Consider the following 25113-nt stretch of genomic DNA (forward strand, 5'->3'; position numbering starts at 1 on the left):
CCATCAGAGCGACACGACCCAACCGCCGTCGACGGTGAGCGTGTGCCCGGTGACGTACGCGGACGCGTTCGAGGCGAGGAACACCACGGCGCCGGCCAGGTCCCCCGCCTCGCCGACCCGGCCCAGGGGGATGTGCCTTGCCACCAGTTCGTCCTCGACTTCCCTGTTGGGCATGAGGTCGGCGGTCATCTCCGTGCGCATGTAGCCCGGGGCGATGGCATTCACCCGGATGCCATGCCTGCCCCACTCGTAGGCGAGGTTCTTCGTCAGCTGCACCACGGCGGCCTTCGACGCGTCGTACACCGAGGACCGCTCGCCGTCGACGACCAAACCGCCGATGGAGGCGAGGTTGATGATCCGGCCCCCGCCGCGCGGCCGCATGGCCCGCGCGGCGCGCTGGGCCACGAAGTACGTGCCGCGCAGGTTGACCCCCAGGGTCAGGTCGAACTCGGCGGCGGTGGCGTCCAACGCGCTGTTGCGCAGCGACACACCGGCGTTGTTCACCACCACGTCGGGGACGCGGCCTTGCTGTTCGAGGGCGCCGAACGCGGCCTCGATACTGTCGAGGGAGGTGACCTCCAGCGCCAGCGGAAGCGCGCGGACGCCCTGCTGGCGCAGGTAGTCGCAGGCCTGCTCGGCGCGGTCCGCCGTCAGGTCGGTCGCGATGATCTCGGCGCCGGCGTGGCCGAGGGCCAGGGCCTGGGCGCGGCCGAGACCGCCGTGGGCGCCGGTGACCAGGGCGCGTGCTCCGTCGAGGGTGAACAGGGATGTCAGTGCGGCCGGTGGCACGGCGCTGTCCTTTCCGGCGGCTCGGGCACGCCCCTCGGGCGGCTACAGGCCGTAGTTGGTGAGGATCTCGAACACCTGCTGGGAGTCGTGGCGGACGTGCTCGCGCATCTGCTCGGCGGCGGTGGCGGCGTCATCGTCGGCGATGGCCGCCGCGAGGGGACGATGGTCCACCGCGGTCCAGTCCGGGGTGGTGACCACCTTGGAGCAGAAGTACCACTGCCGCAGGGCCAGGTTGAAGTGGATCCGGGCGGTCGTCTTGAGGTACTCGTTGCGGCTCATCAGGTAGATGCCCTTGTGGAACGCGGCGTCCAGGTCGATGCACCGTTGCAGGTCGGTGGTGCGGGCCTGCTCCTCGGCGAGCGCGACGAGTTGTTCCTTCTCCGCTTTCGAGCCGCGGCGGCAGGCCAGCGTCGTGGCCAGGGACTCCAGTTCCAGTCGCAGTTCCATGACCGAGCGGGAGTCCTTGAGCGCGATCTCGGTGGCGTAGGTGCCGCTGCGCGGGTAGATGACCACCAGCTTCTCGAACTCCAGCCGCCTGATGGCCTCACGCACCGGGGAGAGACCCACGCCGAGGTCGGCCCGCAGGTCGTTCTCGACGAGCCGGTCCCCGGGCATGATCTCGGCGCGGACGAGTCGAGAGCACAGGCTGGCGTAGGCCGACTGGCTCAGCAGGGCGTTACCCGTCTGGTCAATGCCGACGAGCGCGCCCTTTCCGACGTACTCCGACAACATCGCGATTCCTTCCCCACGTCGTGCGCCGCTTCTGCGCAGCGGCCCCGCACTCTGGCAAGCTACCGGACGGTTACGGGCGCTTCGACGCTCCGGCGCGGGACGGGTCGCCGAGAAGGTCGTCGATCACCGTCGAGATGCCGTTCTCCACCGTGCAGGCATAGTCCCCGACGGAGAACTCCCCACCGAGCACCTCGACCACCTTCAACCCGACGCCGTTGACCGAGAGCGAGTCGGTGAGCTCGACGGCTGCGGGTCCGAAGCTCCGGTGCTTGAGAACGAAGTCCTTCGAGGTGTCCCGGGAGACGATCTCGAAGATCCGGAACCCCGGCCCGTCGGCTTCCGGCAGGGCGTGGACCTGAAGGTGCGGGTAGAGGGACATGTCGGCCCAGGCCGCGTTGTCGTGCCCGTCCCCGGGGGTCATCGAGATACCGAAGATCAGCTTGCCGGAGCGGTGCACGGCGCCGGAGACCGCGTCGGCGGTGTCGGTCAGCGCGATGTCCGCGTAATGCTTGGGATAGCCCCAGACCTCCCGGCCGAAGGCGACGCTCCAGGGCTGGTCCTCGTACTCGAAGAAGTAGTTGACTCCCCGGTGATCGCCGTAGCGGACGGGGATGACGACGCCCGAGTCGTAGAAGGGGCCGGGGGTGGCGTTGCCGAAGTCCGCGATCTGCACGACGAACCGGTCGTCGGCGAGCTCGAACGGGGTTGGCGCGAGGAGCGCCTCCAGGTTCGCCCGGTCGCCTCGGCAGTAGACGGAGAGGCTGCGCAGGTCCTTGCACCAGTAGGGCCGGTCGCCGCTCGGGTACCCGAGGTAGGTGAAGAAGTCCCTGGTGTCGTACGTCTTGCTCATCGGTTGGTTTCCCTGACCTTGTCTCATGGAGGGTGGGCCTAGTCCCGGCCGGCTTCGTGGATCTTGCGGAGGAACGACCGGAGTTCGGGCGCGGTGGGTGATTCGAAGATCTGCTCGGGCGGGCCCTGTTCGAGGATCACGCCCCGGTGCAGGAAGCAGACCTTCGATGAGATCTCGCGGGCGAAGGGCATCTCGTGGGTCGTCATCATCATGGTGATGCCGTCGGAGGCGAGTTCCCGGACCAGGTTCAGCACCTCGATCACGAGTTCCGGGTCGAGGGCTGAGGTGATCTCGTCCAGCAGCAGGGCCTGCGGGCGCATGAGCATCGCCCGGGCGATGGCGACGCGCTGCTGCTGGCCGCCGGAGAGCTGCGAGGGATAGGCGTCGGCCTTGTCGCGCAGGCCCACGCGGTCGAGCATCGCCCGCGCGTTGGCCTCGGCCTCGACCTTGCTCGCCACGCCGGCGCGGATCGGGGTGAGCGTGCAGTTCCGCAGCACCGTCATGTGCGGGAACAGGTTGTAGCTCTGGAAGACGATCCCGACCCGGCGGCGCAGCCCGACCAGGTCGACGCCCTCGCCGGAGACGACGTCACCGTCGAGGAGGATCTGCCCGCCCTGGACGTCCTCCAGCCCGTTGACGCAGCGCAGCAGCGTCGACTTGCCTGAACCGGAGGCGCCGATGAGCGTGACGACCTCGTGCCGGCCGACGGTGAGGTCGACCTTGTCCAGCACGGTGAGGTCGCCGTACCGCTTGGTCACCTTGTCGAACTCGATGAACGCTCGGGACATGACTCACGCCCCTGTCTTCCTGGCCCCGGTACGGGCGAGCAGGTAGTCGACGAACCGGGTCTGCGGGATGGTGATGAGAACGAAGACGATGCACACGGCGGTCACCGCGGAGAGGTTGAAATCGTTCGCCGAGTAGATCTTGGCCTGGCTGAACGCGTCGATGATGCCGACGACGATCACCAGCGCGGTGTCCTTCTGCAGGCCGATGAAGGTGCTGAGCATGGGCGCGGCGATGTTGCGGGCCATCTGCGGCAGGATGACGAACCGCTGGACGTCGGTCTGGGTCAGGCCCATGGAGAGGGCTGCGGAGCTCTGGCCGGGGTTGATCGACTCGATCCCGGCGCGGTACAGCTCCGCGTTGTAGGCGCTGTACGTCATGGCCAGCGCCACGATGGCGTAGACGACAAGCGATCCGCCGCTGAGGAACGGCACCTCGGTCAGCGGTAGGCCGTAGCAGACGAGGTAGATCAGGACGACCGACGGGATGCCGCGGAACACGTCGATGTAGGCGATGGACAGCGCCCTGACCGGGCGGAAGCCCCGGCCCGGCAGTTGCCGGCCGATGGCGAGCACGAGCCCGAAGACCATGGCGAGGACCTGGGCGCCGAGCGCGATCTGGATGTTGATCCACAGGGCGCGGAGGATGTCGAGGAAGCTGCGCGACATGTACTCGCCGTTGAAGAACGTCTTCTGCACCGCCCCGCCGTTGGTGAAGACCATCAGGGCGAGCACGGCCACGATGGCCAGGCAGCCGCTGAGTCCGAGGGACGAGATGGCGGCGTTACGGGAATGTGCCGCCGCCCGGCGGGCCTCGACGTACCGGCCGGCCCCCCAGTCCTGCCGGGAGCGGCGGCTGCGCCGGTAGGCCAGCGAGAGGGGCCAGCCGAGCGCGGCGACCGGGAGCGCGGCACCGAGCAGGATCCGGGTGGCGGGTGCGTCGACCAGCATGGTGGCGAGCTGGTAGCACAGGGTCGCGGCCAGGACGGTGAGGACGGCGGCGGCGGTGAGGTAGGCCGTCGTCGACAGTGGCCTGGTCGGAGTGAGGCCGGTACCGGACGTTGTCGGCGGGGCGTCACGTGTCTCGGGTGACTGTACCTTCATGGTCAGGCACTCCAGTCGGCCAGTTTGTCAGGGTCGCCGCCGAGGATCGGGTTCAGCCACTTGTCCATGATGGCGGCGAGCGTGCCGTCCTTCTCCATGTCGGCGAGGATCTGGTTGACCGCCGTGACGTTCTGCGAGCCCTTGGGGAACAGCGCTGCCACGTCGCCGCCGACCGGGTACTGTCCGATGACCTCGAGCTTGCCGTCCGAGCTGGCCGCCCGGGGCATGACGGTGGCGGTGTCGTTGAGCGCGGCGTCGACCTGCCCGGCCAGTACGGCGTTGAAGAGGTCGTCGTTGGAGGCGAAGACCCGCACCTGCTTGGGCTTGAGCGTCTCGTTGACGTACGTGAGCTGAACGGATCCGGCGAGCACGCCGACGGTGGCCGTCCTGATGCTCTCCTTGGTCAGGCTGGATCCGGTCTTGACGAGGACACCGGTGCGATAGGTGTTGTAGGGCGTGGAGAAGTCGACGGCCTTGCGCCGTTCGGGTGTGTCGTAGATGTCCCAGACCGCGAAGTCGAAGTTCGAGGTCTTGGCGGTGACGAGGGCCTCGAACGAGGCATTCACCAGCTTGATCTTGCTCAGTCCGGCGCGGTTGGCGATCTCGGCGTCGAGGCAGTACATGTAGCCGCCGTTGACCGATTCGAGGGTGTTGCCCCGGTAGCCGGCCGGGTAGGGCAGCGAGGCGGCGACGGTGAGGGTGCCCTCGGTCATGGTCTTCAACTCGTGGACCGTGGGGTTCGCTGTCACCTCACAGTCGCCGAAGCCGGTTGCCCCGGAGCCGGCGGACGAGGTGTCCGTGCCGCACGCGGCCAGGGCGAGCATCCCGGTGATGGCCGTGGCAACGCCGAGGGAGCGGAGTGACCTCTTCATCTGACACCTCCGTGTCGATGGTCATGACGCAATGGGGGAGAATGGAATGTCAGTGACATGTTAGTGAAGTGTGAAAGACGCTACACCTGATCAGCAGGTCAGTCCAGAGGGCTTTCAGCTGGTAGGGCCCGTCAGCGGGAGCCCATGTGGGGGTAACGATGGTCGCGCGGCGGGTCGAAGGTCTCCTTGATCGACCGCGGCGAGATCCAGCGGGTCAGGTTCGACGCCGCGCCCGCCTTGTCGTTGGTGCCCGAGGCACGGGAGCCGCCGAACGGCTGCTGCCCGACCACCGCCCCGGTCGGCTTGTCGTTGACGTAGAAGTTGCCGGCGGCGAACCGCAGCCGTTGGCTGGCCCAGGCGATCGCCGCGCGGTCGCGGGCAACGACCGCGCCGGTCAGCGCGTACGACGAGAATGATTCCATCTGGTCGACCGCGTCGGTGAAAGCGTCGTCGTCGAAGACGTGCACGGCCAGGATCGGCCCGAAGTACTCCGTGCGGAACATCTCGTCGGTGGGGTCGGCGCTGTGCACGACGGTGGGGCGGACGAAATAACCGGTCGAATCGTCGACCTCGCCACCGGCGAGCACCGTCAGCGAGTCCCGCCGGTGGGCCCGGTCGATCGCGGCCCGGTGCCGGCTCAACGCCCGGGCGTCGATCACCGCCCCCATGAAGTGGGAGAGGTCGGTGACGTCGCCCATCGTCAGTGCCTCCACCTCGGCGAGCAGCGGTTCGCGCACCCTGTCCCACACCGACCGGGCCACGTACGCCCGGGAGGCAGCCGAGCACTTCTGCCCCTGGTACTCGAACGCGCCCCGCAGCAGCGCCACCCGCAGCACGTCCGGATCGGCCGAGCCGTGCGCGAGCACGAAACCCTTCCCGCCGGTCTCTCCGACGATCCGGGGGTACGACCGGTAGCCCCCGAGGTTCGCCCCCACCGTCGACCACAAATGCTGGAACGTCGCGGTGGAGCCGGTGAAGTGGATACCGGCCAGGTCGCGATGGGCGAGCGCCACTGCCGAGACGTCGAGGCCGTCGCCCGGCAACATGTTGATCACGCCGGGCGGCAGGCCGGCCTCCTCCAGTAACTCCATGATCAGGCTCGCGGCGAGCTGCTGGGTCGGCGCGGGCTTCCAGAGCACCGTGTTGCCCATCAGCGCCGGCGCGGTCGGCAGGTTTCCCGCGATCGCGGTGAAGTTGAACGGGGTGACGGCGTAGACGAAGCCCTCCAGGGGGCGATGGTCGGTGCGGTTCCACACCCCACGGGAGTTCGCCACCGGCTGATCGCCCATGATCTGCCGGGCGTAGTGGACGTTGAACCGCCAGAAGTCGGCCAGCTCGCACGCGGAGTCGATCTCGGCTTGGACAGCGGTCTTCGACTGGCCCAGCATCGTCGCGGCGTTCAGTCGCTGCCGCCACGGGCCGGCCAGCAGATCGGCAGCCTTGAGCAGGATCGCGGCGCGGTCGTCGAGGGACAGCTCGCGCCAGCCGGGCGCCGCCTCCCCCGCCGCCGCGATGGCGTCCTCGGCGTCGGTCCGGGTGGAGTTACGCAGCACCCCGAGCACGTGGCGGTGGTCGTGCGGCTGCACCACCGCGATCTCCGCTCCCCCACCCATCCGGCGGCGGCCACCGATCGCGGCGGTCAACTCCACCGCTCGGCTCTCCTGCCGCGCCAGCTCCCGCTCCAGCTCTGCCCGCTCGGGGCTGCCGGGGGCGTAGCTCAGGGTCGCTTCGTTGACCGGGGACGGCGGACTCGTAACGGCATCCACTCTTGTCCTCCTCGCATCGACGGAATCCACGGTCCAACTGAGGCCGGACCGGCGGGTGGGCGCGGTTGGTGATGCCCGCCGAGGCTTACCCAGATCTGGGCACCTCGGCCGGCGGGCTGACATTACACTAAAATGTCAGATGGGCCAGCCCTCAACTCCTGACTCCCCTGCCGCCTGACCACTGACGCCGCCAACGCACAGTTGGTCTCGAATCGCCCCCGCGATCCCGACGCGGGTTCGCCCCACTCAGCCACGCCTGCCCGCGCACCAACAACATGATCATTGTGTGCGACCACCGCGCATGGACCCTCGAAGCCGAGACCGCGGATCTACACCCTCGGCGCACGCGGGCCGCCGCCCAGGCCCCTGCCGGCAGCACGGCCGGGCAGCGCCACCGGGCCGAGGACATCCAAGAGCGCGGTCGCGTCATCCTCACCAACCCTCGCTACAGCGGGGTGGCAGGTGTGGAACCAAGCAACGCGCCGACGAGGTACTACTGGACGTCGAGGACGTGGCGATGGACCACCGGCGTCATGCGCTGGAACGCCTGCGACAAGTAGGTGGTCTCCAGGGAGATCGCCCGTGAGCACTCATCAACGAACGAATCCTTCCCGAATTTTCGCCCCACCTTGCACTCAGGTCCCCTGCCAGTCTGGGGTATGGGACTGGACATCCGCCGGGATGCCGATTCGCCCATTCGTCAGAACAAGAGGCGTGATCTCCGTCGTCTCGCAGAAGCGCAGGTAGCCGACGAAGCACTCGACACCGTCACCGCAATCGACAGCGCGCAAGCCCAGCCACTCCAGCAGCGCCCGAAGCTGGTAAAACATGTCAGGATGCAGTTCCTGGCGCACAGTCAACGCCCAGCCGTCCGGCTGCTCCCGCCTGACCAACTCGGCGATGAGCGCGCCTCCCGCTCGCCAGGCCACGCCCCGTTGCCCGAACATCGGCGCTGGTTCGGCGGTCTCCCACTCGCAATCGGGATCGTCGGGATCCCCCAGCGGATAGGTCTCCAGATAGGCGTCCGCGCCGATCAGCAGCTGCCCAGGCCTGGGCCCCTGTCCCACGTGCCACCGCAGCTCGGCAAGCTCCCCGTCGGGGACGTCGCCACGCAAGTCGATACTCAACACAATTTCGTACAGGTCTCCCACTAAGCGCACCCTACCCTCTCTACCAAGACCAGATAAGACCCCCGAGGGACCCAGACCTCACGGAGAACAGCGGTGGCGTCAGGCTGGTTCGGGCGAGGAATCAGTCGAGCAGGTCGGGGCGGTACTGGATGCGCTTGAGCCGGTTCTCGATCCTCGCGAAAAGGTGGTCGACGCCGTAACAGCAAGTTGCCGATGCTGCGTTTCAAGTGCGACCGGACGCCCTCTAATACTTCAGAACACAGTAAACAACAGTGGGGTGCGTGAACCGGTACCAGTGGTTCCACCGGTAGTCCCGCGTGCACCTGTCGCCGTTGGACGCCCCTGGGACGATGTCGACAACGTGAACCGTGCCCTTTGCCTTACACTTCGACGCGCCGACGATCCAGCCATCATCCTTTGGGAATTTGTAACAGTAATTGCGCACCAGGTGAAGCTCCAGGCACAGGCGGTAGCCGTCTTCCGTAATGTACGCAGACTCGGGATCGGCGCACGCACCCCGGTCATAGTCCACCGAAACCACCCGATAGGTGCCACGCGTGCCGTTGCAGTTGCCAATCCCCAGGAAGTCACCGTCTTCGCTGACGACGATGCACTGCCCGATCTTCGCGGGCGGCGGTGGCGGAGCCGCCTCGGTCGTCCGGTCCTCCTCCTCAGGCGGGGAATACGTCTCCTCGGTGGACGGCGGTGAGGGTGTCGTCGGCGACGGCACGGGAGAGGATCCGTCCGCGACGTTTGTGGGCCGGCCATCGTCGCCCATGTTGGAGACGACGAGCGCGCCGGCCGCGACCACGCAGGTCCCGAGCAGGCACAACGCCAGCACCCCGGCGATGACGCCGATGATGAGCCCGTTGCGCTTCGGCGGCGCCGACGGCGGCGCGGCCATGCCGGGTTCCGGTGGGGTCACACCCTGGTTGTGGGGCACGTCAGACGGCGGAGGCAGCGTCACCCGAGGAGTGTGACATAGATCCACTAAGGACGGCCAGACTCTCGGCCCGGGCCAGATCAGCGGCCAGCAGGCTGGTCTTCAGCGGGCACCGTACCGCGCTGGCTCGGTAGATCAGCCGATGCGGGAAGGCTCACGCCATGCGATCGTCACCGCTGGCCCGCGACGGCGGCCGGGACCAGAGGGGATTCCGCCTTGAGATCGTGAATCCGCTGCCGCAGCGATTCTTCGACTCCCGGCGGCTGCGGTTCACCCCGGTCGCGGCGCAATCGGGCGAACGCCAGGTCCAGTTGCGCGGAGTGCAGACGCCTCATCCGGGTGTAGGCCGGACGGTCGCCACGCAGGAGTGCCTGTAGCCGCATCCGGAAGCGCAGTGGCGGATTCACCAGTACGGGCACCTCGGCCGGGATGATCGCGCCGCGCGAATCGCGGGCCTCCCTCCGGAGGTGCTGGTGCAGCGACCTGGTTTCTTGACGCAACGCGATGATGACGAGCAACAGCAGGATGGCGAACGCCGGTCCCTTGAGGACGACGAGGTTCAGCGGCTGCACCACGAACAGCTGAAGCAGGGAATTGTCAGACTCCCAGTACAGGCGGCCCATTGCGAAGACGTCCCAGATCAGGTGGGCCGCGATGGCGACGAGGAAGCCGCTACCGACGCAGACCGCCCGCCGCCGCCAGTCGTTGAACTGTGTGGCGAGTCCGATGCCGGCGCCGATGATCCCCGTGTAGGTGGCGTGGCTGACCAGGAGCCCGGTGACCTGCCGGTACCAGTGCTGGTAGAGCACGGTGCCGAAGTCTCCCGTCATGTAGGACATCGACTCGGCGAACTGGAAGCCGATTCCGACGCAGGCGCCGATGACGATGCCACCGAGCATGCCGTCGACGCGCCGCCAGGCGAGCAGCACGATCACGAGGACCCCCGCACCCTTGCCCAACTCCTCCGGGACCGCGGCGGCGGCCGCGTGACTGAGGATCGCCGCGGTGCCCGGCAGAAGCTCTGCCGTGATGACGACGTGCAGGATGCCCTCGACCATCTGGGCGAAGTACGCGGCGACGAACAGGCCCCAGGCGAAGGCGACCACGACCAGTCGCCACGGTGGCTTGCGGTTGCGCTGCATCCGGCGGAATGTCCACAGCGCGAAAAGGGTCGTTGGAATGCTCAGCAGCGCGCCCCGCCAGGCGATTCCCACCTGCAGGAGGGTGAGGAACACAACCAGGAGGGCGGGCACGGCGAACACCAGTCCACCGCAGATGGCCCAGGTCATGAAGCGGCGACGCGGCGAGCCACCCGCGGCTGAGGTTACGGCGACGACGACAGCGGCGATGCAGGCGGTGAACAGTGAGATGCCGGCAACCCCGAGGCTGACCATGCCGAGGACGCGTACCCCCGTGCCGTCATCGCGGATGACACCGACCAGCGACGCTACGGCGATCATCACCAGCAGCGCCTCACCCGTCGTGAGCGCGGCGCCGAGCCGGTCGAGCCGGTACGCCGCCGGCACGGTCGGATCCGGCACCACCGGGCGGGGCGGCGGTGCGAGGCCGAGCCCGGATCCCTCCGGCGGTGCGCTGGTCGGCTGCGGCGTCTCCTCCGTCATCGCTCGATTTCCACGTGCACCCAGGCGAGCACCTCCTCCGCCCGGTTTCCTCGGACGGTGGCCAACACAAACTGGTATGTCCCAGCGGGTACCGCGGAGGTGGCACTCAACGGCACGGGACTGGCCCGCAGGCCGTCGAGATCCGGCAGGTCCACGCTGTTGGTCCGGTGGCCGAACGCGTCGTACCAGCTCGCCCGCGCGGGTTCCGCGGCTACGGACGCGGCCACACCCTCGTCGATCGTGGCGGCCGGGATCTGTCCCTGCCGGAATCTCTCCTGCGGCAGATCGCCGATGCTCGCGGTGGCCGAGTCGTATGCGTAGAGCCGGATCGGCAGGGCCGGAGAACGTTGTGGGGTGGCCGGCCAGGACACGGCCAGGACGACAGCCGAGGCGAGGACGACGACCACCGCGATCAGACCGAGGACAGTCATCACGCGTACCGGAAGGCGAGCTTCCGTGGGCTCGGTCCCGTCTGGCACGGCTCCCTCCGTCCACGGTGGTGGGTTACCCTAGCCTAACCCGTAGCGGCGGTCGTACAAGCGTACGTGGACGCGCATGCGCATAGCTCAATCCCGACGCTCGGATTGGGAGGCTATGTCTGCGGCGGTGTCTGTCAACGTGCTGGCCGAGGGCGTACCCATCGATTGTGGCGGCATGGCCGACGGCCTCGCCGGCTGTTACGGAGCGGTCCCCGCCGTCGGCATCGCAGCGATCGCGGTGCTGGGTGGCGCCGCCCTCGCCGGTTACACGGCGTTCGCCGTGTTCTTTCCACAGGTGCTCGATGCCCTGATGGGAATACCGGCGACGACGGACTCGATGGGCCGCAGGTCGGACTGGAAAGATCCCGGCACACATCCGCACCAGCCGACCCGGCCGCCGGACTCGCAACTCGCCGGTGGCGACCCGGTCTACCACCGCCCGGGCGCCACGGCGATCGGCTACGACGAGCGGACCATGCGGAACTTCGACGCCGTCGCACCCGAGCCGGGTTACCACGACGTCGTGGTCCATGGTGAGCGCAACGGGCTGTTCCTGCCGGGCCTGATCGGGGCAGACGGTGCCGACCATCCGTCGAACTACACCCACCCGGCCCAGATCGCCGAGGCGATCCGCGGCAATCCGCACTACGACGGCGGGCCGGTGCGTCTGGTGTCCTGCCACTCGGGCACCGTGAGGCCCGACGCGGGTGTCCCGCCGCCGGCCCAGCAGGTCGCGGACGCGCTGGGGGTGACGGTCATGGCGCCTACCGACGCGGTCGGTGTGAACCGGTATGGTCCGGTGGGGCAGGTTCCTCGGATCAGGCCCGGCGGCCAGTGGGTGACCTTCTATCCCGGCGGGGGGACCGATGGGTAAGCCGGCGTTGCGGTTCGCCGGGATGTTCCGCGAACTGGGACCTGTCGGCCTGGGCCTGGTTCAGGAGAGCATCTTCGACAACGTCTCCGCCGAGGAGATGCCGGATGTCGACGAGGTCGTCCGTTACCTGAGAGCGGGGTACGTCCTCATCGACATGATGGACCTGGCCGGCGACCCGTTCGACTCGGCGCGACAGGTCATGAACGGGTCGACGATCCGCACCGACGGCGACTGGCTGTGGCGCGACGATCTGGCGTACTACGTCCACCGGCACCGGGTGGCCCTCCCCGAGGACTTCCTGGCGCTGATCCGCGAACGCCGCTACACCGTGCCGCACCGGGACGACGAACTGCTCCGCGAATGCTCACTGGTGGCCGAGGAACTGATGTTCTGACCACAACACCCTGGTCGAGGTCCGAAGCGTCAGCACTGGCGCGGCATCGCCCGGCCAGGCACCGCGTCGGCGGCAGTGGGGCCGAGCGCTGACAGGCGGCGTACGGCCACGAGCGCGGGACAGCGTTGCCGTCCAATTAAGCCAGGTCAGCCGATCCATCCATCGACGCCGGCGTCTCGACGCCGATCTCGTCGCGGACCCGACGCAGCGCCGCGAGCAGTTCGGTGCCGATCTCCCGGCCGCCGGAGCGGTCGGGGCGGAGCAGCTGGGACAGTCGTTCGCTGCCGATCATCGGCTGCCACGGGCGGTGCAGCGGTACGCCGGGGGCGGCCGCGTCCACCCGCAGGCGCACGGTCGGGGGTTCGCCGGTCGCGGGGAGCGCGGCGGCGGTGACCGGCGCGGAGAGCGGACCGGTGACCGTCACCTCCGGCACGGAGGCGACCGACGGGGAAGCGGGCTGGCCGATCCTGCGGCGCAGGCATCGGCCTGCGCCGCAGGATGGTCAACGGCCTCGCTGCGGCGTCAGGGGGTCTCCGGGCGCGGCAGGGAGAACTGCTCCATCCGCATCAGCGGCGCGACACGCTGCTTCATGGCGCCCTCGCTGAACGGCTTACGAAGCAGGTCCTGGGCGAGCGCGTTGCCCAGCGCCGCCATGACCATGCCCTGGTCCAGCGCCAGGTAGCGCTTCGACACCTGCCCACTGGTCACGTTGACGGCGTCGTAGAAGCCGCCAGGGCCGTACGCGTCGAAGTCCCGCCGCAGGTTGGCCAGGTTCCGCAGGGCGTCGTCCTCGGCGTAGCGCAGCGCGAGGAACGAGGCGTGGGGGGTCACCACACCCTGCCCGTACGCCGTGGGCAGCGGCTGCGCCGGCCGGCATTCGCCGTACCCGTAGTCGACGGTGGTGCGCTCCTGGTCGGAGCTGTACCCGCCGGCGTCCATCCCGATCGGGTCCACGCCGTACTCCCGGTACCCGCCGGCCGGGTTGTTCGACGGCGAGAATCCCCAGTAGCCGTAGCCGGCCTCGCGCAGCCCGTGCTCGATCTGCGCCCGGACGTACGTCGGGTGGTTGATCGCCCAGCTGTCCTTGCCCCACTGCTCCTCGGGTACGAACAGCGGCACCATCAGCGCCTCGAACATCGAGCCGCCCCAGGTGGGCACCAACTGCATGCCGCGGTAGCGGTAGGCGCCCTCGAACAGCCGCACCCCGAGGTAGGTGCGCCACTTGCCGACCGCCCGCTGCTCGGACCACGACCAGTCACAGCCCTCCGGCGGGAAGGTCCGCCACATGCCGAAGTAGTGCTGGGGCGGGATCTGGCCGGCGGCGATGCCCAGGTAGCTGGCGATGCGCGGCTCGGTGTTGAAGGCGCCGTAGTGGTGGCAGGTGTAGTACACGTCGGGGCCGCCGCGGTAGTTGCCGGCGACGGAGCAGCCGGGCGGCGGCTCCGCCCAGAAGCCGCCGCGGATCTGCCGCTCGGCCGGGTTGTAGTAGTAGCCGAAGTCCATCCGGCGCAGCAGCGCGTCGGCCGGCGCCGCCAGCTCCGGCACCTGGTCCTTGACGATCGTCAGGGCGGTGGCGATCCAGCCGTTGTCGACGCTGGACAGGAACGGGTGCAGGGTGCTGCCGTCGGCCGGCCAGGTGGTGAGCTTCGCCCCGGTCGACGGGTGGTACCAGTTGTAGTACATGCCCGATGCCTCATGGATCTCCAGCCGGGCCAGCGTGGCCAGGGTCTGGGCGATGCGGGCCCGTGCCTCGTCGGCCGGGATCAGCCGGGTCTCCCGGGCGACAACGGTGCTCCACAGGTAGGCGCCGATGTTGGTCGGTGAGGTGTACGCCGAGCGGTCGGCCGGGTCGAGGCCACCGCCGATGTTGTCGGCGACCAGGCCGGTGGCCGGATCGACCAGGGCGGCGAACGAGCGCCACGTGTCCGCGGCGTACTGGTGCAGGAGAGCGTTGTGGCCCGTGGTGGACCGGGTGGCCGGAGAGGGGGCGGCGGTGGCCGCGGGGGCGGCGGCGACGACCAGTCCGACGGACATGATCACCCCCGCGGCGACGGTCAGACGATTTCTGGGTCGCACGGAAGACTCCTCACTTGAGGCCGGTCATGGCGATGCCTTGCACGAAGTAGCGCTGCAGCAACACGAAGATGAGCAGGATCGGCAGGATGGTCACCACCGCGCCCGCCATCAGCAGGCCGTAGCGGGTGTTGTTCTCCCCGATGGCGTAGAGCGCGAGGGCCACGGGGAGGGTGTACTTCTCCTCGGACTGGGCGACGACCAGCGGCCAGAGGAAGTTGTTCCAGGTGGCCAGGAACTGCAGGATCCCGAGCGTGGCCAGGGCCGGTCCGCACAGCGGCAGGATGACTCGGGCGAAGATCCGGAACTCCCCGGCACCGTCCACCCGCGCCGCCTGGATCAGGTCGTCGGGCAGGCCCAGGATGAACTGTCGCATCAGGAACACCCCGAGTGGCTGGGCCAGCCACGGCAGGATGAGCCCGGCATAGCTGTTCACCATGCCGAGCTTGCTGACCAGCATGAACAGCGGGACGAAGGTGACCATGCCCGGCACCATCAGCATCCCGAGCACGAGCGCGAACACCGCCCGCCTGCCGGGGAAACGGAGCTTCGCCAGGGCGTAGCCGAGCATCGAGCAGAAGACGAGATTGCCCAGGGTGATGGCGACGGCCACCAGGGTGCTGTTGAAGAAGAACTGCGGGAAGTCCAACTGCGTGAACAGGTGCCGGTAGTTCTCCAGCGTTGCGGACTCGGGCAGCCAGGTGGGTGGCACCCGGCGGACCTCGGCGTTGGTCTTGAACGAGCCGAGCAGCATCCAGACGAACGGACCGACCAGGAGTACGAGCCCACCGGCGAGGACGGCGTACACCCACAGGTGGCCCCGGGCCTCCGGCGCGCCACCCACGACCCGGCGCCTTCTGCCGGTACGGCGCGGTGCGGGCGGGGCTGGTGTGTGCACGGACGTGGTCATGACGGCTCCCTCACGTCTTCGACCGGAGCAGCCGGAACTGCACCAGGGTGAGGACGAGGATGGCGATGAAGAGGACATAGCTGATGGCCGCGGCGTAGCTGTAATTGCCGAAGCCGAACTGGTTGTAGACGTAGAAGGCCACCGACAGCGTCCGGTCCAGGGGCCCGCCCTGCGTCATCACGAACGGCTCCTCGAAGAACTGCAGGTAGCCGATGCCGGTGATGACGCCGCCGAACAGCAGCGTGGGCCGCATCAGCGGCAGCGTGACGTGGCGGAACCGCGACCACGCGCCGCTGCCGTCCATGGCCGCCGCCTCGTACAGCTCCCCGGGAATCGCCTGCAGGCCGGCCAGGAAGATCACCATCAGGTACCCCAGGTTCCGCCAGGCCGCCATCAGGATGAGCGCGGGCATCGCCGTCGTCGGGTCGGTCAGCCAGCTCGGGCCGTCGATGTCGACGTAGCCCAGCAGCGTGTTGACCAGCCCGCCGTCCGGCTCGAGCACGAAGCGCCAGACGACGGCGACGGCCACGATGCTGGTGACGACGGGCAGGTAGTAGCCGACCCGGAAGAACGTCCGGAACCTGGTGATCCCCGCGTCCAGGCCGACCGCGGCCGCGAGCCCGAGCACCATCGTCAGCGGGACCCCGACCAGCACGAAGTACGCCGTGTTGATGGCGGCCTGCCGGAACGTGTCGTCACCGAACAGCTTGACGTAGTTGTCCAGGCCGACCGGGTTGACCCCGAGGGGGTCGCGCAGGTCGGCGCTGCGCAGGTCGGTGAAGCTCATGGCGAGCGAGGCCAGCACCGGGCCCGCCATGAACACCACGAACACGAGCAGGAACGGGAGCGCGAAGCCCCAACCCGCGATGCCCTCCCGGCGCCTGCCCGTGGTCGTCCGGTTGCCGCCGGTGCACGCGGGTCGCGCGGTGGCGGAGGTCATCTCAGCTCCCGGTGCCGATCGAGGACGCCTTGGCCTGCATCTCCTTGGTGGCGGTGGCGGGATCGGAGACACCGCGGACCACCCGCTCGATGCCGTCGTCGATGACGTCGGCGACCTGCTCCCAGGTGGCGATCGCCGGGGCCGACTTCGCGTCCTTGAGCTGCTGGCCGAACGCCTTCAGGAGCGGGTCGTCGGCCAGCTTGCCGGACTGCCAGGCCTCCTGCACCGACGGGAGGCTGCCGACCAGGTCGTACAGCTTCTGCTGCGCCGCGGGCGTGGTGAGGAACTGGACGAACTTCCAGGCCGTGTCGCGGTTCTTGGAGTCCTTGTAGACCACCAGGTCGGAGCCGCCGATGAAGGAGGTGCCGGCCTTCTCGCGGGGCATCTGCGCGACGTCCCACTTGCCCTCGAGCGCCGCGCCGCCGTCCTCACGCAGGATGCCCATGTGCCACGGGCCGGACACGAAGGCACCCACCTCACCCTTGATGAAGCCGGGTCCCACGGCTTCGGGGGCGAGCTGCGCCGACGCGAGTCCCTGCTTGAAGAACGAGGAGTAGCACTCCAGCGCCTTCTGCATCTCCGGGGTGTCGAGGGTGAACGTGCCGTCCCGCATGATGTCGGCGCCGGCCTGCCAGGCAAAGGGCATGAACGTCTGCCACGAGCCGGTCCCGCCCGGTTGCAGGTAGATGCCCCACTTGGCGCCGCCCCTGTCCTTCATGCCCTTGGCGAAGTCGGTGAGCCCCTGCCAGTTGGTCGGCTTCTGCACGCCCGCCTTCGCGGCGAGGTCGCTGCGGTGGAAGATCAGCCGCGTCTCGACATACCACGGGACGCCGTAGGAGGTGCTGTTGACGACCGTGGTGTTCCACGCGCCCTCGAAGAACTTGCTCTTGTCGACAATCCCGTCGGGGGTGGGGTCGAGCGCACCCGTCTTGGCGAACTCCCCCATCCACGTCGTACCCATCATGCTGACGTCCGGCGTCTGCCGACCCGCGATGGCGGTGGCGATCTTGTCGTGCGCCGCGTCGAAGGGGAACGACGTGACGTTGACCTTGGCCTCCGGGTTCTCCTTCGTGAATTCGGCGGCGAGCGCGGTCAGCTTCTCGCCCTCGGCGCCCATGGCCCAGACCGTGATCTCGCCCTTGGCCTTGCCTTCGGCGATCTCCTTGCCGGCGGGCTGGCCACCGGAACCCGAGCCGCCGTCGTCCCGGCCACAGCCGGTCACGCCCAGCGCAAGGGCAGCCACCAGGGCTGTGGCGTACCTCCAGTGTTTCTTCATGGCTTTCCCTTCCTTGGGGTGGTCGCCGACGCATGGTGGCGAGCTCCTCGATCGTGTCGTGGGAGACGGTTCCGCCGAGCACCGCCAGGCCGTCGACCCGGTGGGCCATCTCGATGACCTCGGCCTTCGAGTCGGCGCGCAGATGGGTGCAGAGAATGTGGACGCTGGTTCTGGTCTTCACCGCCTCCGACTCGAAGCCCTGGATCAGCTCGGAGAAGTAGGGCCCGGACAACCCCGGAAAGACCAGGCCGACCGCGCCGTGCCGGCGTGCCGCCAGGGCCCGGCCGAGATGGTCCGGCCGATAGCCGTGCTCTTCGATGGCCCGCAGCACCCGGCGGCGGGTCTCCTCGGACACCTGCCCGGTGCCGTTGGAGACCCGGGACACCGTCGCGACCGAGACCCCGGCCAACCGAGCGATCTCCCGGACCGTCAGCCGACTGTTGCTCATGCCACCACCGACCCGTTACGTCTTCGATCCCTGAAACCGGTTACAGCAGCACCATAGGCAGCTGTGTCCCAGTTCACAACCTCACGGCCCGAGATTTCCGACGACGAGGAGTTGGGACGCCACCGTCGCACCAGGGTCGAATGTGGAACCGACCCCACCGGACGGCCGCCGACCAGCGCGGCCACCGCGCCCTTCACCCCGGCCCCGATGGCCGTCCCCGGAGGCGAGACGCCATGATCGAACCAGTGCCGGTCAGTTAAGGTTCGCGCATGCCTAAAGCGCCATCGGGATCGCAATGGACGATCAGCTTCGGCAACCAGACCGCCGTCATCGTGGAGGTCGGCGGAGGCCTGCGGACCTACCAGGCCGGAGACCGCGAGGTCGTCGACGGGTACGCCGAGGACGAGATCTGCCCGGCCGGCGCCGGTCAAGTCCTCGCGCCCTGGCCCAACCGGCTGCGCGACGGGCAGTACACCTTCGGCGGGCACACCTACCGGCTACCGCTGTCCGAACCGGCGACCCACAACGCCGTCCACGGCCTGGTCCGCTGGGCCCCCTGGCGGCTGCTGGAGCAGACCCCGTCCGCCGTCACGCTCGGCTTCGACCTTCCGGCACAACCGGGGTACCCGTGGAGCCTCAGCCTGACCACCCGGTGGGAACTGGCGGGCGACGGCCTGACGGTGACCCACACCGCGACCAACGACGCCGCGGAGCCGGCGCCATTCGGCTTGGGTGTCCACCCCTACCTGCTGCCGCCGGTCTCGGTCGACGAGACCTGGCTACGCATCCCGGCCCGGTCACGGCTGCTCTTCGACGCGCGCCATCTGCCGATCGGGGAGGCGAAGGTCGCCGGCTCGGAGTTCGACTACACCGTCCCGAAGCAGATCGGGACCGCCCGCCTGGGCACCGCCTTCGGCGACGTCATCCTGGCCAGCCGAGATCGGCACACCGTCACGCTCGGCACCCCAGACGCGCCGGTCACCAGCGTGTGGGCCGACGCTGCGTTCGCCTGGTGGCAGGTGTACACGGCCGACAGCGTGCCGTCGCCCCGCCACCGGCGGTCGATCGCGGTGGAGCCGATGACCTGCCCGCCGGATGCCCTGCGGTCAGGTCGCGACCTGATCGTGCTCAAGCCGGACGAGCCGTGGAGCGCTTCCTGGGGCATCACCCCCCACTGACAGATGCTGATGAAGCACTACCCCGCGCAGTTCAAGGCCGACGCGGTGACGTTGTACCGGTCTCGGCCGGCTGCGACGATCGCCGGTGACGCGTTGGTCAGCGCGGGGCGGGGACGACGGCCGGGGCCTGTTCCAGCAGCGCCGCCGGAAGCTGGGGCCCGGCGGGCAGCGCCACCGGTTCCTTGGCGCGGATGACCAGGTCGACCACGGTTCGGCTGAGTCGCTGCGAGGACTCCGACATCGACTGGTTGGCGGTGACGATGGCGGTGACCACCTCGGCCCGCTTCTGCTGGCCGTAGCGGACGGCCTCCTCGATGCCCCGGGCCTGGGCGTCGATCGACTCGGCCACCTCCAGGATGGTTTCCGGGCGGACGGTGGGGGTCTGGATCACCCGGGCGATCTGCGGCACGGCCGTCTTCGACGCCGCCGCGTACGCGGACAGCACGTCGTTGGCGCCCGGTCCACCCGTCGTTGTCGCCCATCGAGCCGCTGCCGTCGAGGCAGTAGTAGACGGCGACCGGCCGGCGGTAGCGGGTCTGGTAGCGGACCAGCGCGGCCTGGATGACCAGGGCGAACGGAAACTGGATGGGCCGCGCGGGGTACCCGGGCCGTTGCCGGCGAAGTGGTCGGATGGACGCTGGCCGAGGGGCCGACGGCCCGAACCTTCGCGGTCCGGGCCGTCGGGTTGTCGCGGGTGCCGCTGGCGTCGCGCAAGCCCGGGACAGCCTCAGCCGGGCTGGCCCCGCAACTGCCGGCGCCACCGCGCCCTTTCCTCGGGAACGCGGAGCACGCCCGGCGCGACCCAGGTGCCCGCATCGTCACGGGCGCCGACGAGGGCGAGCCCGTAGAAGACGCGCGGTGCGCCATCCAGGACGAGAGACACGGTGCGGCCGGTCGCCGGCAGTTCGGTGACCTGCCCGATGGAGTCGACCTGGCGCACTGAGTCAGCCTTCGTGACGGCCGTGATCTCGGTCTTTGTCGGCCACGGGTCGACCCAGACCTCCGGGGCCGGGAAGTACCACCCGCTCGGGTCGTGATCGGGGTTGAGCAGGTAGCCGTCGGCGCGGTTCCACAGCACCGCCGCCTCGCCGTCCGGGGTGTCGAAGAGCAGCCCCTTGGTCTTCGGGTCGGCGAACGTGAGCCACCCGATGAAGTCGGCCCGGTCGAGCAGCCGCGCCGCGTTCGCGTAGGCCAGGAGCGACGGCTTTGCGCTGAGGTCACGGTTCATCAGGCCGAAGTGGTACTCGACGTTGCCCGGATCGGCCACCTGCGGGTTGCCGAGGACGCTGTCGTGGAACTGGTACCAGCAGACCCCGCGTACCCCTTCCGCCTTGGCGAGCGCGAGGGTGAGGAAGACGTTTTCCGCCGCGTGCCGGTAGGTGTCGTTCCACCAGGCGTTCGGCCGGGTGCACGCGTACGCCTCGGTCAGCCAGATCTCCTTCTCGCCGTACTCGGCCATGAGTGCCTTGAGTTGCCGCAGGCCGCCGAGGAAGTTCCAGTAGGTTCCCGTGCTTCCCGCGTCCCAGTCGTCACCGTCCGGCACGTAGTCGGGGGTGAAGTTGCCCCGCCCCGGGTGGTAGGCGAAGGCGTCGATGAGGTCCCAGCCACCGCCTGCGTAGAAGTTTTCGAGCCACGGCTTGTCCATGCCCGCCAGGCCGTTGTTCATGATTTTGATCGGCGCCCCGATCGCGGCGGCACGATCCGCCACCGGGCGTAGCGCCTTGTCGATGTAGGCCTGCGCCGCCAGCCCGGTGTTGAACGGGCGATTGAGCTCGTTGCCAACCTCGAAGTAACCTGCCCCCGCATCGAGCGCCGTCGCCAGGCTCGACGCGGCCCAGGCGGCGGCCTGCTCGTCGGTGACCTGTAGGGATGGCTGGAGCTCGATGTTGTGGCGCATCCCCCGCTCGTCGAAGGCGCTCGGCGGCAGGCCCGGTCCCCCGGCATACGAGATGCGGACGACACTGACCCCGACGGCTTGCCACAGGTCGAGCAGCGCGTCGGCGGACGGCCGCTGCAGCCACGGATAGTTGGCCATGCCGAACATGCTCGATGCACCCGCCTCGTACGTGTGCGGTTCGAGCACGGCGAGATTCGTACGGGCGAAGGCCTCGTCCCCTCCTGACGACGCCGTGACCTCAGAGACGCAGATGCCTGCGGGCGGGGCCGGGAGGCTGAACGTGTGCTCCCGTGCGGCCCGCGCTGGGACGGTGATCTGCGCGACATCCGTGGCGAGCTGCGCGCCGTCGAAGTCCCGGACCCACCACCTCAGGTTGACGACCCGGTCGCTGGCGCCGCCGTTCGCGACCAGGGCCGTCACCTCCATCGGCTCGCCTCCGGCCTGCCAGATGTTGAAGTCGCGGTTTGTCCACAGCTCGATGCCGAGGTCGCGACCACGACCGATGGTCGCCGTCGCCGAGGGTCGGGTCGCACTGAAGAAGAAGTCTGCTTCACTCCGGTATGTCCCGTCATTCTGGAGGACTCCTGGCGCGTGGATCCACGTCGAGTTCGTCCAGGCCTGTCGGGACCGCTGGAGGAGAAACATGCCGTGGAGGGTCGCCCACGTCGACACGTGCGCGACGCCCGAGGTCACCTCGAAGGGGATGCCGCCCCCGCCGTCTCGCACCCACTCGGTCACCGCGACGTAGTCGTCCGGCTCCGTCGGGCTGAGGATCGCCCGGCTGAAGAGGAACCCCTCGGGCACGAGGGTCTCGGGGCCCGAGACGTGCCATTCGATGTGCGCGCGGTCGGTCGACACCGACACGAGGGCGTGGACGGCGACCCCGCCCGCCGCCGGGCCGAAGGTGTAGTCCATGCGGATCATCGGCGATCCGTCCGCGCCTTCGACGAGGCTCGGGAGGCCGCCGGTCGACGTGTGGATCCCCGTGATCCGGTCCTTGACCTGGAACCGCGACCCCTGCGATCGGATGGTGCCAGCCCCGTCCCGGATCGCGAGCCGCCCACCGACACTCCCGACGACGCTGATCCCCGCCGCCGACAGCACGATGTCACCCGCGGTGGCGGCGGCGCTCACCGGGCTCGGCTCGACCATGAGGAGCACTCCCCCGACGAGGGTCGCTCCGAGGAACCCGCGCCGGGTCAGGCTGGGCTGTTGGGGCCGTGGTGACGCCATGGCGACCTTCCTCTCCCCGGCGGACGCCGAGTGATAATGCGTATCTGCGGATGAGTCGGCGCCATCGTGGACTGCCGGCGATGGCGCCGTCAAGACTCTTGCGCGACACCGCTGATACGGATTATCTTCACCATCCCCGGGTGCAGATACGGATTATCACGGTGGAGACCACATGACGTCCAAGTCCCGCAAGATCACTCAACGCGAGATCGCCCGCATCGCCGGCGTGAGCCAGACAACCGTGTCGACGGTCCTCAACGACCGGGAAGGGTCCACCGCGCGCATCCCTGCGGCGACACGCGCGCGGGTCATGGAGGCGATCGAGCGATCGGCCTACGTCGCCGACCCGGCGGCGCGGCGCCTCGCGGGCCTGGACAACCAGATCATCGGCGTTTTCACGTACGAGCCCGCCCTCTCCCCGGAGAGCATGGACTTCTACGGGCCGCTGCTCAACGGCATCGAGCGCAGCGCCGAGACGCTCGGCTGCGACCTCCTCTTCTTCACCAGTTCGCCGGTCCAAGACGGGAGGCGCAAACTCTTCCACCGCAGGACTCGCCTGGGGCTCGCGGACGGCTGCATCCTCCTCGGCCAGGAGATGGACGGGGCCGATCTCGATCGACTCGTCGACGAGCGCTTCCCCTTCGTGGCGGTGGGACGCCGGGACGAGACGGACGCTCGGGTCCCGTACGTCGGGATCGACTACGCGGCCCCGACCGTGGACCTCATTGACCGGGCGGTCGGGCTGGGCCACGAACGGGCCGTCTACGTCCACCGCGGCCGCGAGACCGCCACGGCGCGCGACCGGCGCGGGGCCGTGCAGTCCCCCGCCGCCACGCGCCGGCTCCGGACGACCCTCGTCACCGACGAGGACCTGACCGCCGTGGCCGGGACCGTGCGCGACGCGGGGGCGACGCTCGTCCTCGCCGAGGACGCCTTCCTCGCCGAGGACGTCGTCCACGTCCTGCACACCGAGGGCTTCGACGTGCCGAACGCTGTCTCCGTCGCCGCTCTCGCCGAAGTACGAGGGCACCGCATCGGCGAGCGCGCCCTCACCGGTTTCCACGTGCGACGCAGGCAGGTCGCCGCGGAGGCACTCGCCCTGCTCCAGCAGCTCATCACAACAACGCCTGAGGAGTGGGACGCCCTCGACACCCAGCGCCTCCTCAGCGCGGATCTCGAGGCCGGCGAGACCGTCGTCGAACGGCGGCCGGCATGAGGACCATCACCGCCGACGTCGCGGTCATCGGCGGCGGGCTCGGCGGCGTCGCGGCCGCCCTCGCCGCCCTCGAGCGCGGCATGCGCGTCGTGCTGACCGAGGAGCATGAGTGGCTCGGCGGCCAGTTGACGTCCCAGGCCGTTCCGCCCGACGAGCACGTGTGGGTCGAGCAGTTCGGCGTCACCGCCCGCTATCGCTCGCTTCGGGAGGGGATCCGCTCCTACTACCGGTCCTTCTACCCCCTGTCGGAGGAGGCTCGCACGGACCGCGCGCTCAACCCCGGCCGGGGACGCGTCAGCGCGCTGTGCCATGAGCCGAGAGTCGCTGTCGCGATCATCGACCAGATGCTCGCGCCCTATCGCTCCAGCGGACGGCTCGTGCTGGTGCAGCAGGCACGCCCGGTCGACGCGGTCGTCGTCGACGACGCGGTCCGCTCCGTCGTGGTCGAGGACCTTCGGTCCGGAGAGCTCACCACCGTAGCGGCGCCCTTCGTGCTCGACGCGACGGAGACCGGCGATCTGCTCCCGCTGACCAACACCGAGTACGTCGTCGGCACCGAGTCACGGACCGAGACCGGCGAGCCGAGCGCGCCGGAGCTGGCCGATGTGAGCAACGTGCAGGCCATTGCCTGGTGCTTCGCGTTCGACCACGCGCCCGGCGACCACACGATCGAGCGCCCGGCCAACTACGACGAGTGGCGCCAGCACGAGCTGCCCTTCTGGGGAGCGCCGATGCTGTCGTTCACCGCCCCGAATCCGCGAACCCTGGAGCCGGAGGCACGTACGCTCCACGTCAACCCCGAGCAGGACCCGACCGGCGACCCGCGCGTCGACCCGGGCGACCGCGACCTGTGGCAGTTCCGCAGGATCGCCGCTCGGCGCAACTTCCGGCCCGGCTTCTACGAGAGCGACATCGTCCTGGCCAACTGGCCGCAGCTCGACTACGTCGGCGGCTCGATCATCGACGTCGCCGACCGGGAAAAGCACCTCGCCGCCGCGAAGGCCCAATCCCGGGCGTACTTCTACTGGCTGCAGACCGAGGCACCGCGACCCGACGGGGGCCGTGGCTGGCCGGGTCTCCGCCTGCGCGGCGACGTCGTGGGCACCGACGACGGCTTCGCCCAGGCCCCGTACATCCGCGAGTCACGACGGATCCGCGCCCACCGGACCATCGTCGAGCAGGACATCTCCGTCGCCGCCCGCGGTCACGCAGGTCCAGCGCGCTTCGAGGCGTCCGTCGGCGTCGGGATGTACCGGATCGACCTTCACCCCTCCACCGGGGGCGACAACTACATCGACGTCGAGTGCGCGCCCTTCGAGATCCCCCTCGGGGCGCTCGTACCCCTGCGCACCACCAACCTCCTGCCCGCAGCGAAGAACATCGGCACGACGCACATCACCAACGGCGCGTACCGGCTGCACCCGGTCGAGTGGAACGTCGGCGAGGCCGCCGGCGAGCTCGCGGCCTTCTGCATCGAGCGATCCGTGCTGCCGGCCGCCGTCCTCGCCGACCAGGCCCTCGTCGCCGAGTTCCAGGCCCGCCTCGTCAAGGCGGGCGTCGAGATCCACTGGCCCCACATCACCGGCTACTAGAGAAGAGAAA

Annotated in this window: 24 protein-coding genes and 1 pseudogene; 6 read left to right on the plus strand and 19 right to left on the minus strand. The window is 69.2% G+C overall.

Features of this window, described 5'->3' with window-relative positions; translation table 11 throughout:
- Positions 1 to 3 precede the first annotated feature (3 nt).
- The 11 genes from ACGFZ2_RS19085 to ACGFZ2_RS19135 all read right to left on the minus strand — a co-directional run bounded on the left by ACGFZ2_RS19085 (position 4) and on the right by ACGFZ2_RS19135 (position 11024).
- Positions 4 to 789: an SDR family NAD(P)-dependent oxidoreductase gene (locus ACGFZ2_RS19085; RefSeq protein ID WP_393455133.1), complete on the minus strand. Its 786-nt coding sequence runs from the start codon at positions 787 to 789 to the stop codon at positions 4 to 6.
- Between the two features lie 42 nt (positions 790 to 831).
- The gene (locus ACGFZ2_RS19090) at positions 832 to 1521 is read right to left on the minus strand and encodes a GntR family transcriptional regulator (protein WP_393268655.1); all 690 of its coding nucleotides are present in this window, start codon (positions 1519 to 1521) and stop codon (positions 832 to 834) included.
- Positions 1522 to 1591: 70 nt separating this feature from the next.
- Positions 1592 to 2371 (minus strand): acetoacetate decarboxylase family protein, encoded by a 780-nt coding sequence (locus ACGFZ2_RS19095; RefSeq protein ID WP_393455136.1) that lies wholly within the window; start codon positions 2369 to 2371, stop codon positions 1592 to 1594.
- 38 nt (positions 2372 to 2409) lie between these two features.
- Complete coding sequence (locus ACGFZ2_RS19100) at positions 2410 to 3159, minus strand: amino acid ABC transporter ATP-binding protein (RefSeq protein ID WP_393268661.1); 750 nt, start codon at positions 3157 to 3159, stop codon at positions 2410 to 2412.
- A gap of 3 nt (positions 3160 to 3162) precedes the next feature.
- Positions 3163 to 4260 (minus strand): amino acid ABC transporter permease, encoded by a 1098-nt coding sequence (locus ACGFZ2_RS19105; RefSeq protein WP_393455139.1) that lies wholly within the window; start codon positions 4258 to 4260, stop codon positions 3163 to 3165.
- Positions 4261 to 4262: 2 nt separating this feature from the next.
- A complete protein-coding gene (locus tag ACGFZ2_RS19110; protein WP_393455142.1) occupies positions 4263 to 5132 on the minus strand; it encodes an ABC transporter substrate-binding protein in 870 nt (289 codons plus the stop codon).
- 131 nt (positions 5133 to 5263) lie between these two features.
- The gene (pruA, locus tag ACGFZ2_RS19115) at positions 5264 to 6898 is read right to left on the minus strand and encodes an L-glutamate gamma-semialdehyde dehydrogenase (protein WP_393455145.1); all 1635 of its coding nucleotides are present in this window, start codon (positions 6896 to 6898) and stop codon (positions 5264 to 5266) included.
- A gap of 635 nt (positions 6899 to 7533) precedes the next feature.
- Positions 7534 to 8049: a hypothetical protein gene (locus ACGFZ2_RS19120; protein ID WP_393455148.1), complete on the minus strand. Its 516-nt coding sequence runs from the start codon at positions 8047 to 8049 to the stop codon at positions 7534 to 7536.
- 223 nt (positions 8050 to 8272) lie between these two features.
- Positions 8273 to 8995, minus strand: a complete 723-nt coding sequence (locus ACGFZ2_RS19125) for a hypothetical protein (RefSeq protein ID WP_393455151.1) — start codon at positions 8993 to 8995, stop codon at positions 8273 to 8275.
- Between the two features lie 146 nt (positions 8996 to 9141).
- On the minus strand, positions 9142 to 10497 hold the full coding sequence (locus tag ACGFZ2_RS19130) for a PrsW family intramembrane metalloprotease (protein ID WP_393455154.1): 1356 nt from the start codon (positions 10495 to 10497) through the stop codon (positions 9142 to 9144).
- A 92-nt stretch (positions 10498 to 10589) separates the two neighbouring features.
- Positions 10590 to 11024: a hypothetical protein gene (locus tag ACGFZ2_RS19135; RefSeq protein WP_393455157.1), complete on the minus strand. Its 435-nt coding sequence runs from the start codon at positions 11022 to 11024 to the stop codon at positions 10590 to 10592.
- Between the two features lie 175 nt (positions 11025 to 11199).
- Between ACGFZ2_RS19135 and ACGFZ2_RS19140 the strand changes: the two genes are divergently transcribed.
- On the plus strand, positions 11200 to 11946 hold the full coding sequence (locus ACGFZ2_RS19140; protein WP_393268682.1) for a hypothetical protein: 747 nt from the start codon (positions 11200 to 11202) through the stop codon (positions 11944 to 11946).
- On the plus strand, positions 11939 to 12340 hold the full coding sequence (locus ACGFZ2_RS19145; protein ID WP_393455160.1) for a hypothetical protein: 402 nt from the start codon (positions 11939 to 11941) through the stop codon (positions 12338 to 12340). Before ACGFZ2_RS19140 ends, ACGFZ2_RS19145 begins: the two co-directional genes overlap by 8 nt.
- A 136-nt stretch (positions 12341 to 12476) precedes the next feature.
- Here the strand turns inward: ACGFZ2_RS19145 and ACGFZ2_RS19150 are convergent, their stop codons facing one another.
- The 5 genes from ACGFZ2_RS19150 to ACGFZ2_RS19170 all read right to left on the minus strand — a co-directional run bounded on the left by ACGFZ2_RS19150 (position 12477) and on the right by ACGFZ2_RS19170 (position 17539).
- The gene (locus ACGFZ2_RS19150; RefSeq protein ID WP_393455163.1) at positions 12477 to 12773 is read right to left on the minus strand and encodes a hypothetical protein; all 297 of its coding nucleotides are present in this window, start codon (positions 12771 to 12773) and stop codon (positions 12477 to 12479) included.
- Between the two features lie 89 nt (positions 12774 to 12862).
- Positions 12863 to 14416, minus strand: a complete 1554-nt coding sequence (locus tag ACGFZ2_RS19155) for a glucoamylase family protein (RefSeq protein WP_393455166.1) — start codon at positions 14414 to 14416, stop codon at positions 12863 to 12865.
- A gap of 10 nt (positions 14417 to 14426) precedes the next feature.
- The gene (locus ACGFZ2_RS19160; protein ID WP_393455169.1) at positions 14427 to 15323 is read right to left on the minus strand and encodes a carbohydrate ABC transporter permease; all 897 of its coding nucleotides are present in this window, start codon (positions 15321 to 15323) and stop codon (positions 14427 to 14429) included.
- Between the two features lie 10 nt (positions 15324 to 15333).
- Entirely contained in the window at positions 15334 to 16263 is a 930-nt protein-coding gene (locus tag ACGFZ2_RS19165) for a carbohydrate ABC transporter permease (protein ID WP_393455172.1), read from the minus strand.
- Position 16264: 1 nt separating this feature from the next.
- A complete protein-coding gene (locus tag ACGFZ2_RS19170) occupies positions 16265 to 17539 on the minus strand; it encodes a sugar ABC transporter substrate-binding protein (protein ID WP_393455175.1) in 1275 nt (424 codons plus the stop codon).
- A gap of 32 nt (positions 17540 to 17571) precedes the next feature.
- Here ACGFZ2_RS19170 and ACGFZ2_RS19175 point away from each other — a divergent pair, with 32 nt between their 5' ends.
- Positions 17572 to 17760, plus strand: coding sequence for a hypothetical protein (locus ACGFZ2_RS19175; protein ID WP_393455178.1), 189 nt, complete (start codon positions 17572 to 17574; stop codon positions 17758 to 17760).
- A gap of 131 nt (positions 17761 to 17891) precedes the next feature.
- On the opposite strand, the pseudogene ACGFZ2_RS19180 reads toward ACGFZ2_RS19175, so the two are convergent.
- A pseudogene (locus ACGFZ2_RS19180) lies at positions 17892 to 17987 on the minus strand (LacI family DNA-binding transcriptional regulator); the annotation flags it as partial.
- Positions 17988 to 18256: 269 nt separating this feature from the next.
- On the opposite strand from ACGFZ2_RS19180, the gene ACGFZ2_RS19185 reads away from it, so the two are divergent.
- Positions 18257 to 19165 carry an aldose 1-epimerase family protein gene (locus ACGFZ2_RS19185; RefSeq protein ID WP_393455181.1) on the plus strand — a complete coding sequence of 303 codons (909 nt, stop codon included), beginning with the start codon at positions 18257 to 18259 and terminating at the stop codon, positions 19163 to 19165.
- 97 nt (positions 19166 to 19262) lie between these two features.
- Here the strand turns inward: ACGFZ2_RS19185 and ACGFZ2_RS19190 are convergent, their stop codons facing one another.
- Both ACGFZ2_RS19190 and ACGFZ2_RS19195 read right to left on the minus strand, forming a co-directional pair.
- Complete coding sequence (locus ACGFZ2_RS19190; RefSeq protein WP_393455184.1) at positions 19263 to 19610, minus strand: hypothetical protein; 348 nt, start codon at positions 19608 to 19610, stop codon at positions 19263 to 19265.
- A 282-nt stretch (positions 19611 to 19892) separates the two neighbouring features.
- A complete protein-coding gene (locus tag ACGFZ2_RS19195) occupies positions 19893 to 22295 on the minus strand; it encodes a hypothetical protein (protein ID WP_393455187.1) in 2403 nt (800 codons plus the stop codon).
- 172 nt (positions 22296 to 22467) lie between these two features.
- Between ACGFZ2_RS19195 and ACGFZ2_RS19200 the strand changes: the two genes are divergently transcribed.
- On the plus strand, positions 22468 to 23511 hold the full coding sequence (locus ACGFZ2_RS19200; RefSeq protein ID WP_393455190.1) for a LacI family DNA-binding transcriptional regulator: 1044 nt from the start codon (positions 22468 to 22470) through the stop codon (positions 23509 to 23511).
- The gene (locus ACGFZ2_RS19205; RefSeq protein ID WP_393455193.1) at positions 23508 to 25103 is read left to right on the plus strand and encodes an FAD-dependent oxidoreductase; all 1596 of its coding nucleotides are present in this window, start codon (positions 23508 to 23510) and stop codon (positions 25101 to 25103) included. The genes ACGFZ2_RS19200 and ACGFZ2_RS19205 overlap by 4 nt, the downstream gene beginning before the upstream one ends.
- Positions 25104 to 25113: the final 10 nt, after the last annotated feature.

Origin of the sequence: Micromonospora sp. NPDC048063 (assembly GCF_043202855.1) — a bacterium.
In the GTDB taxonomy this organism is placed as follows: Bacteria; Actinomycetota; Actinomycetes; order Mycobacteriales; family Micromonosporaceae; genus Micromonospora.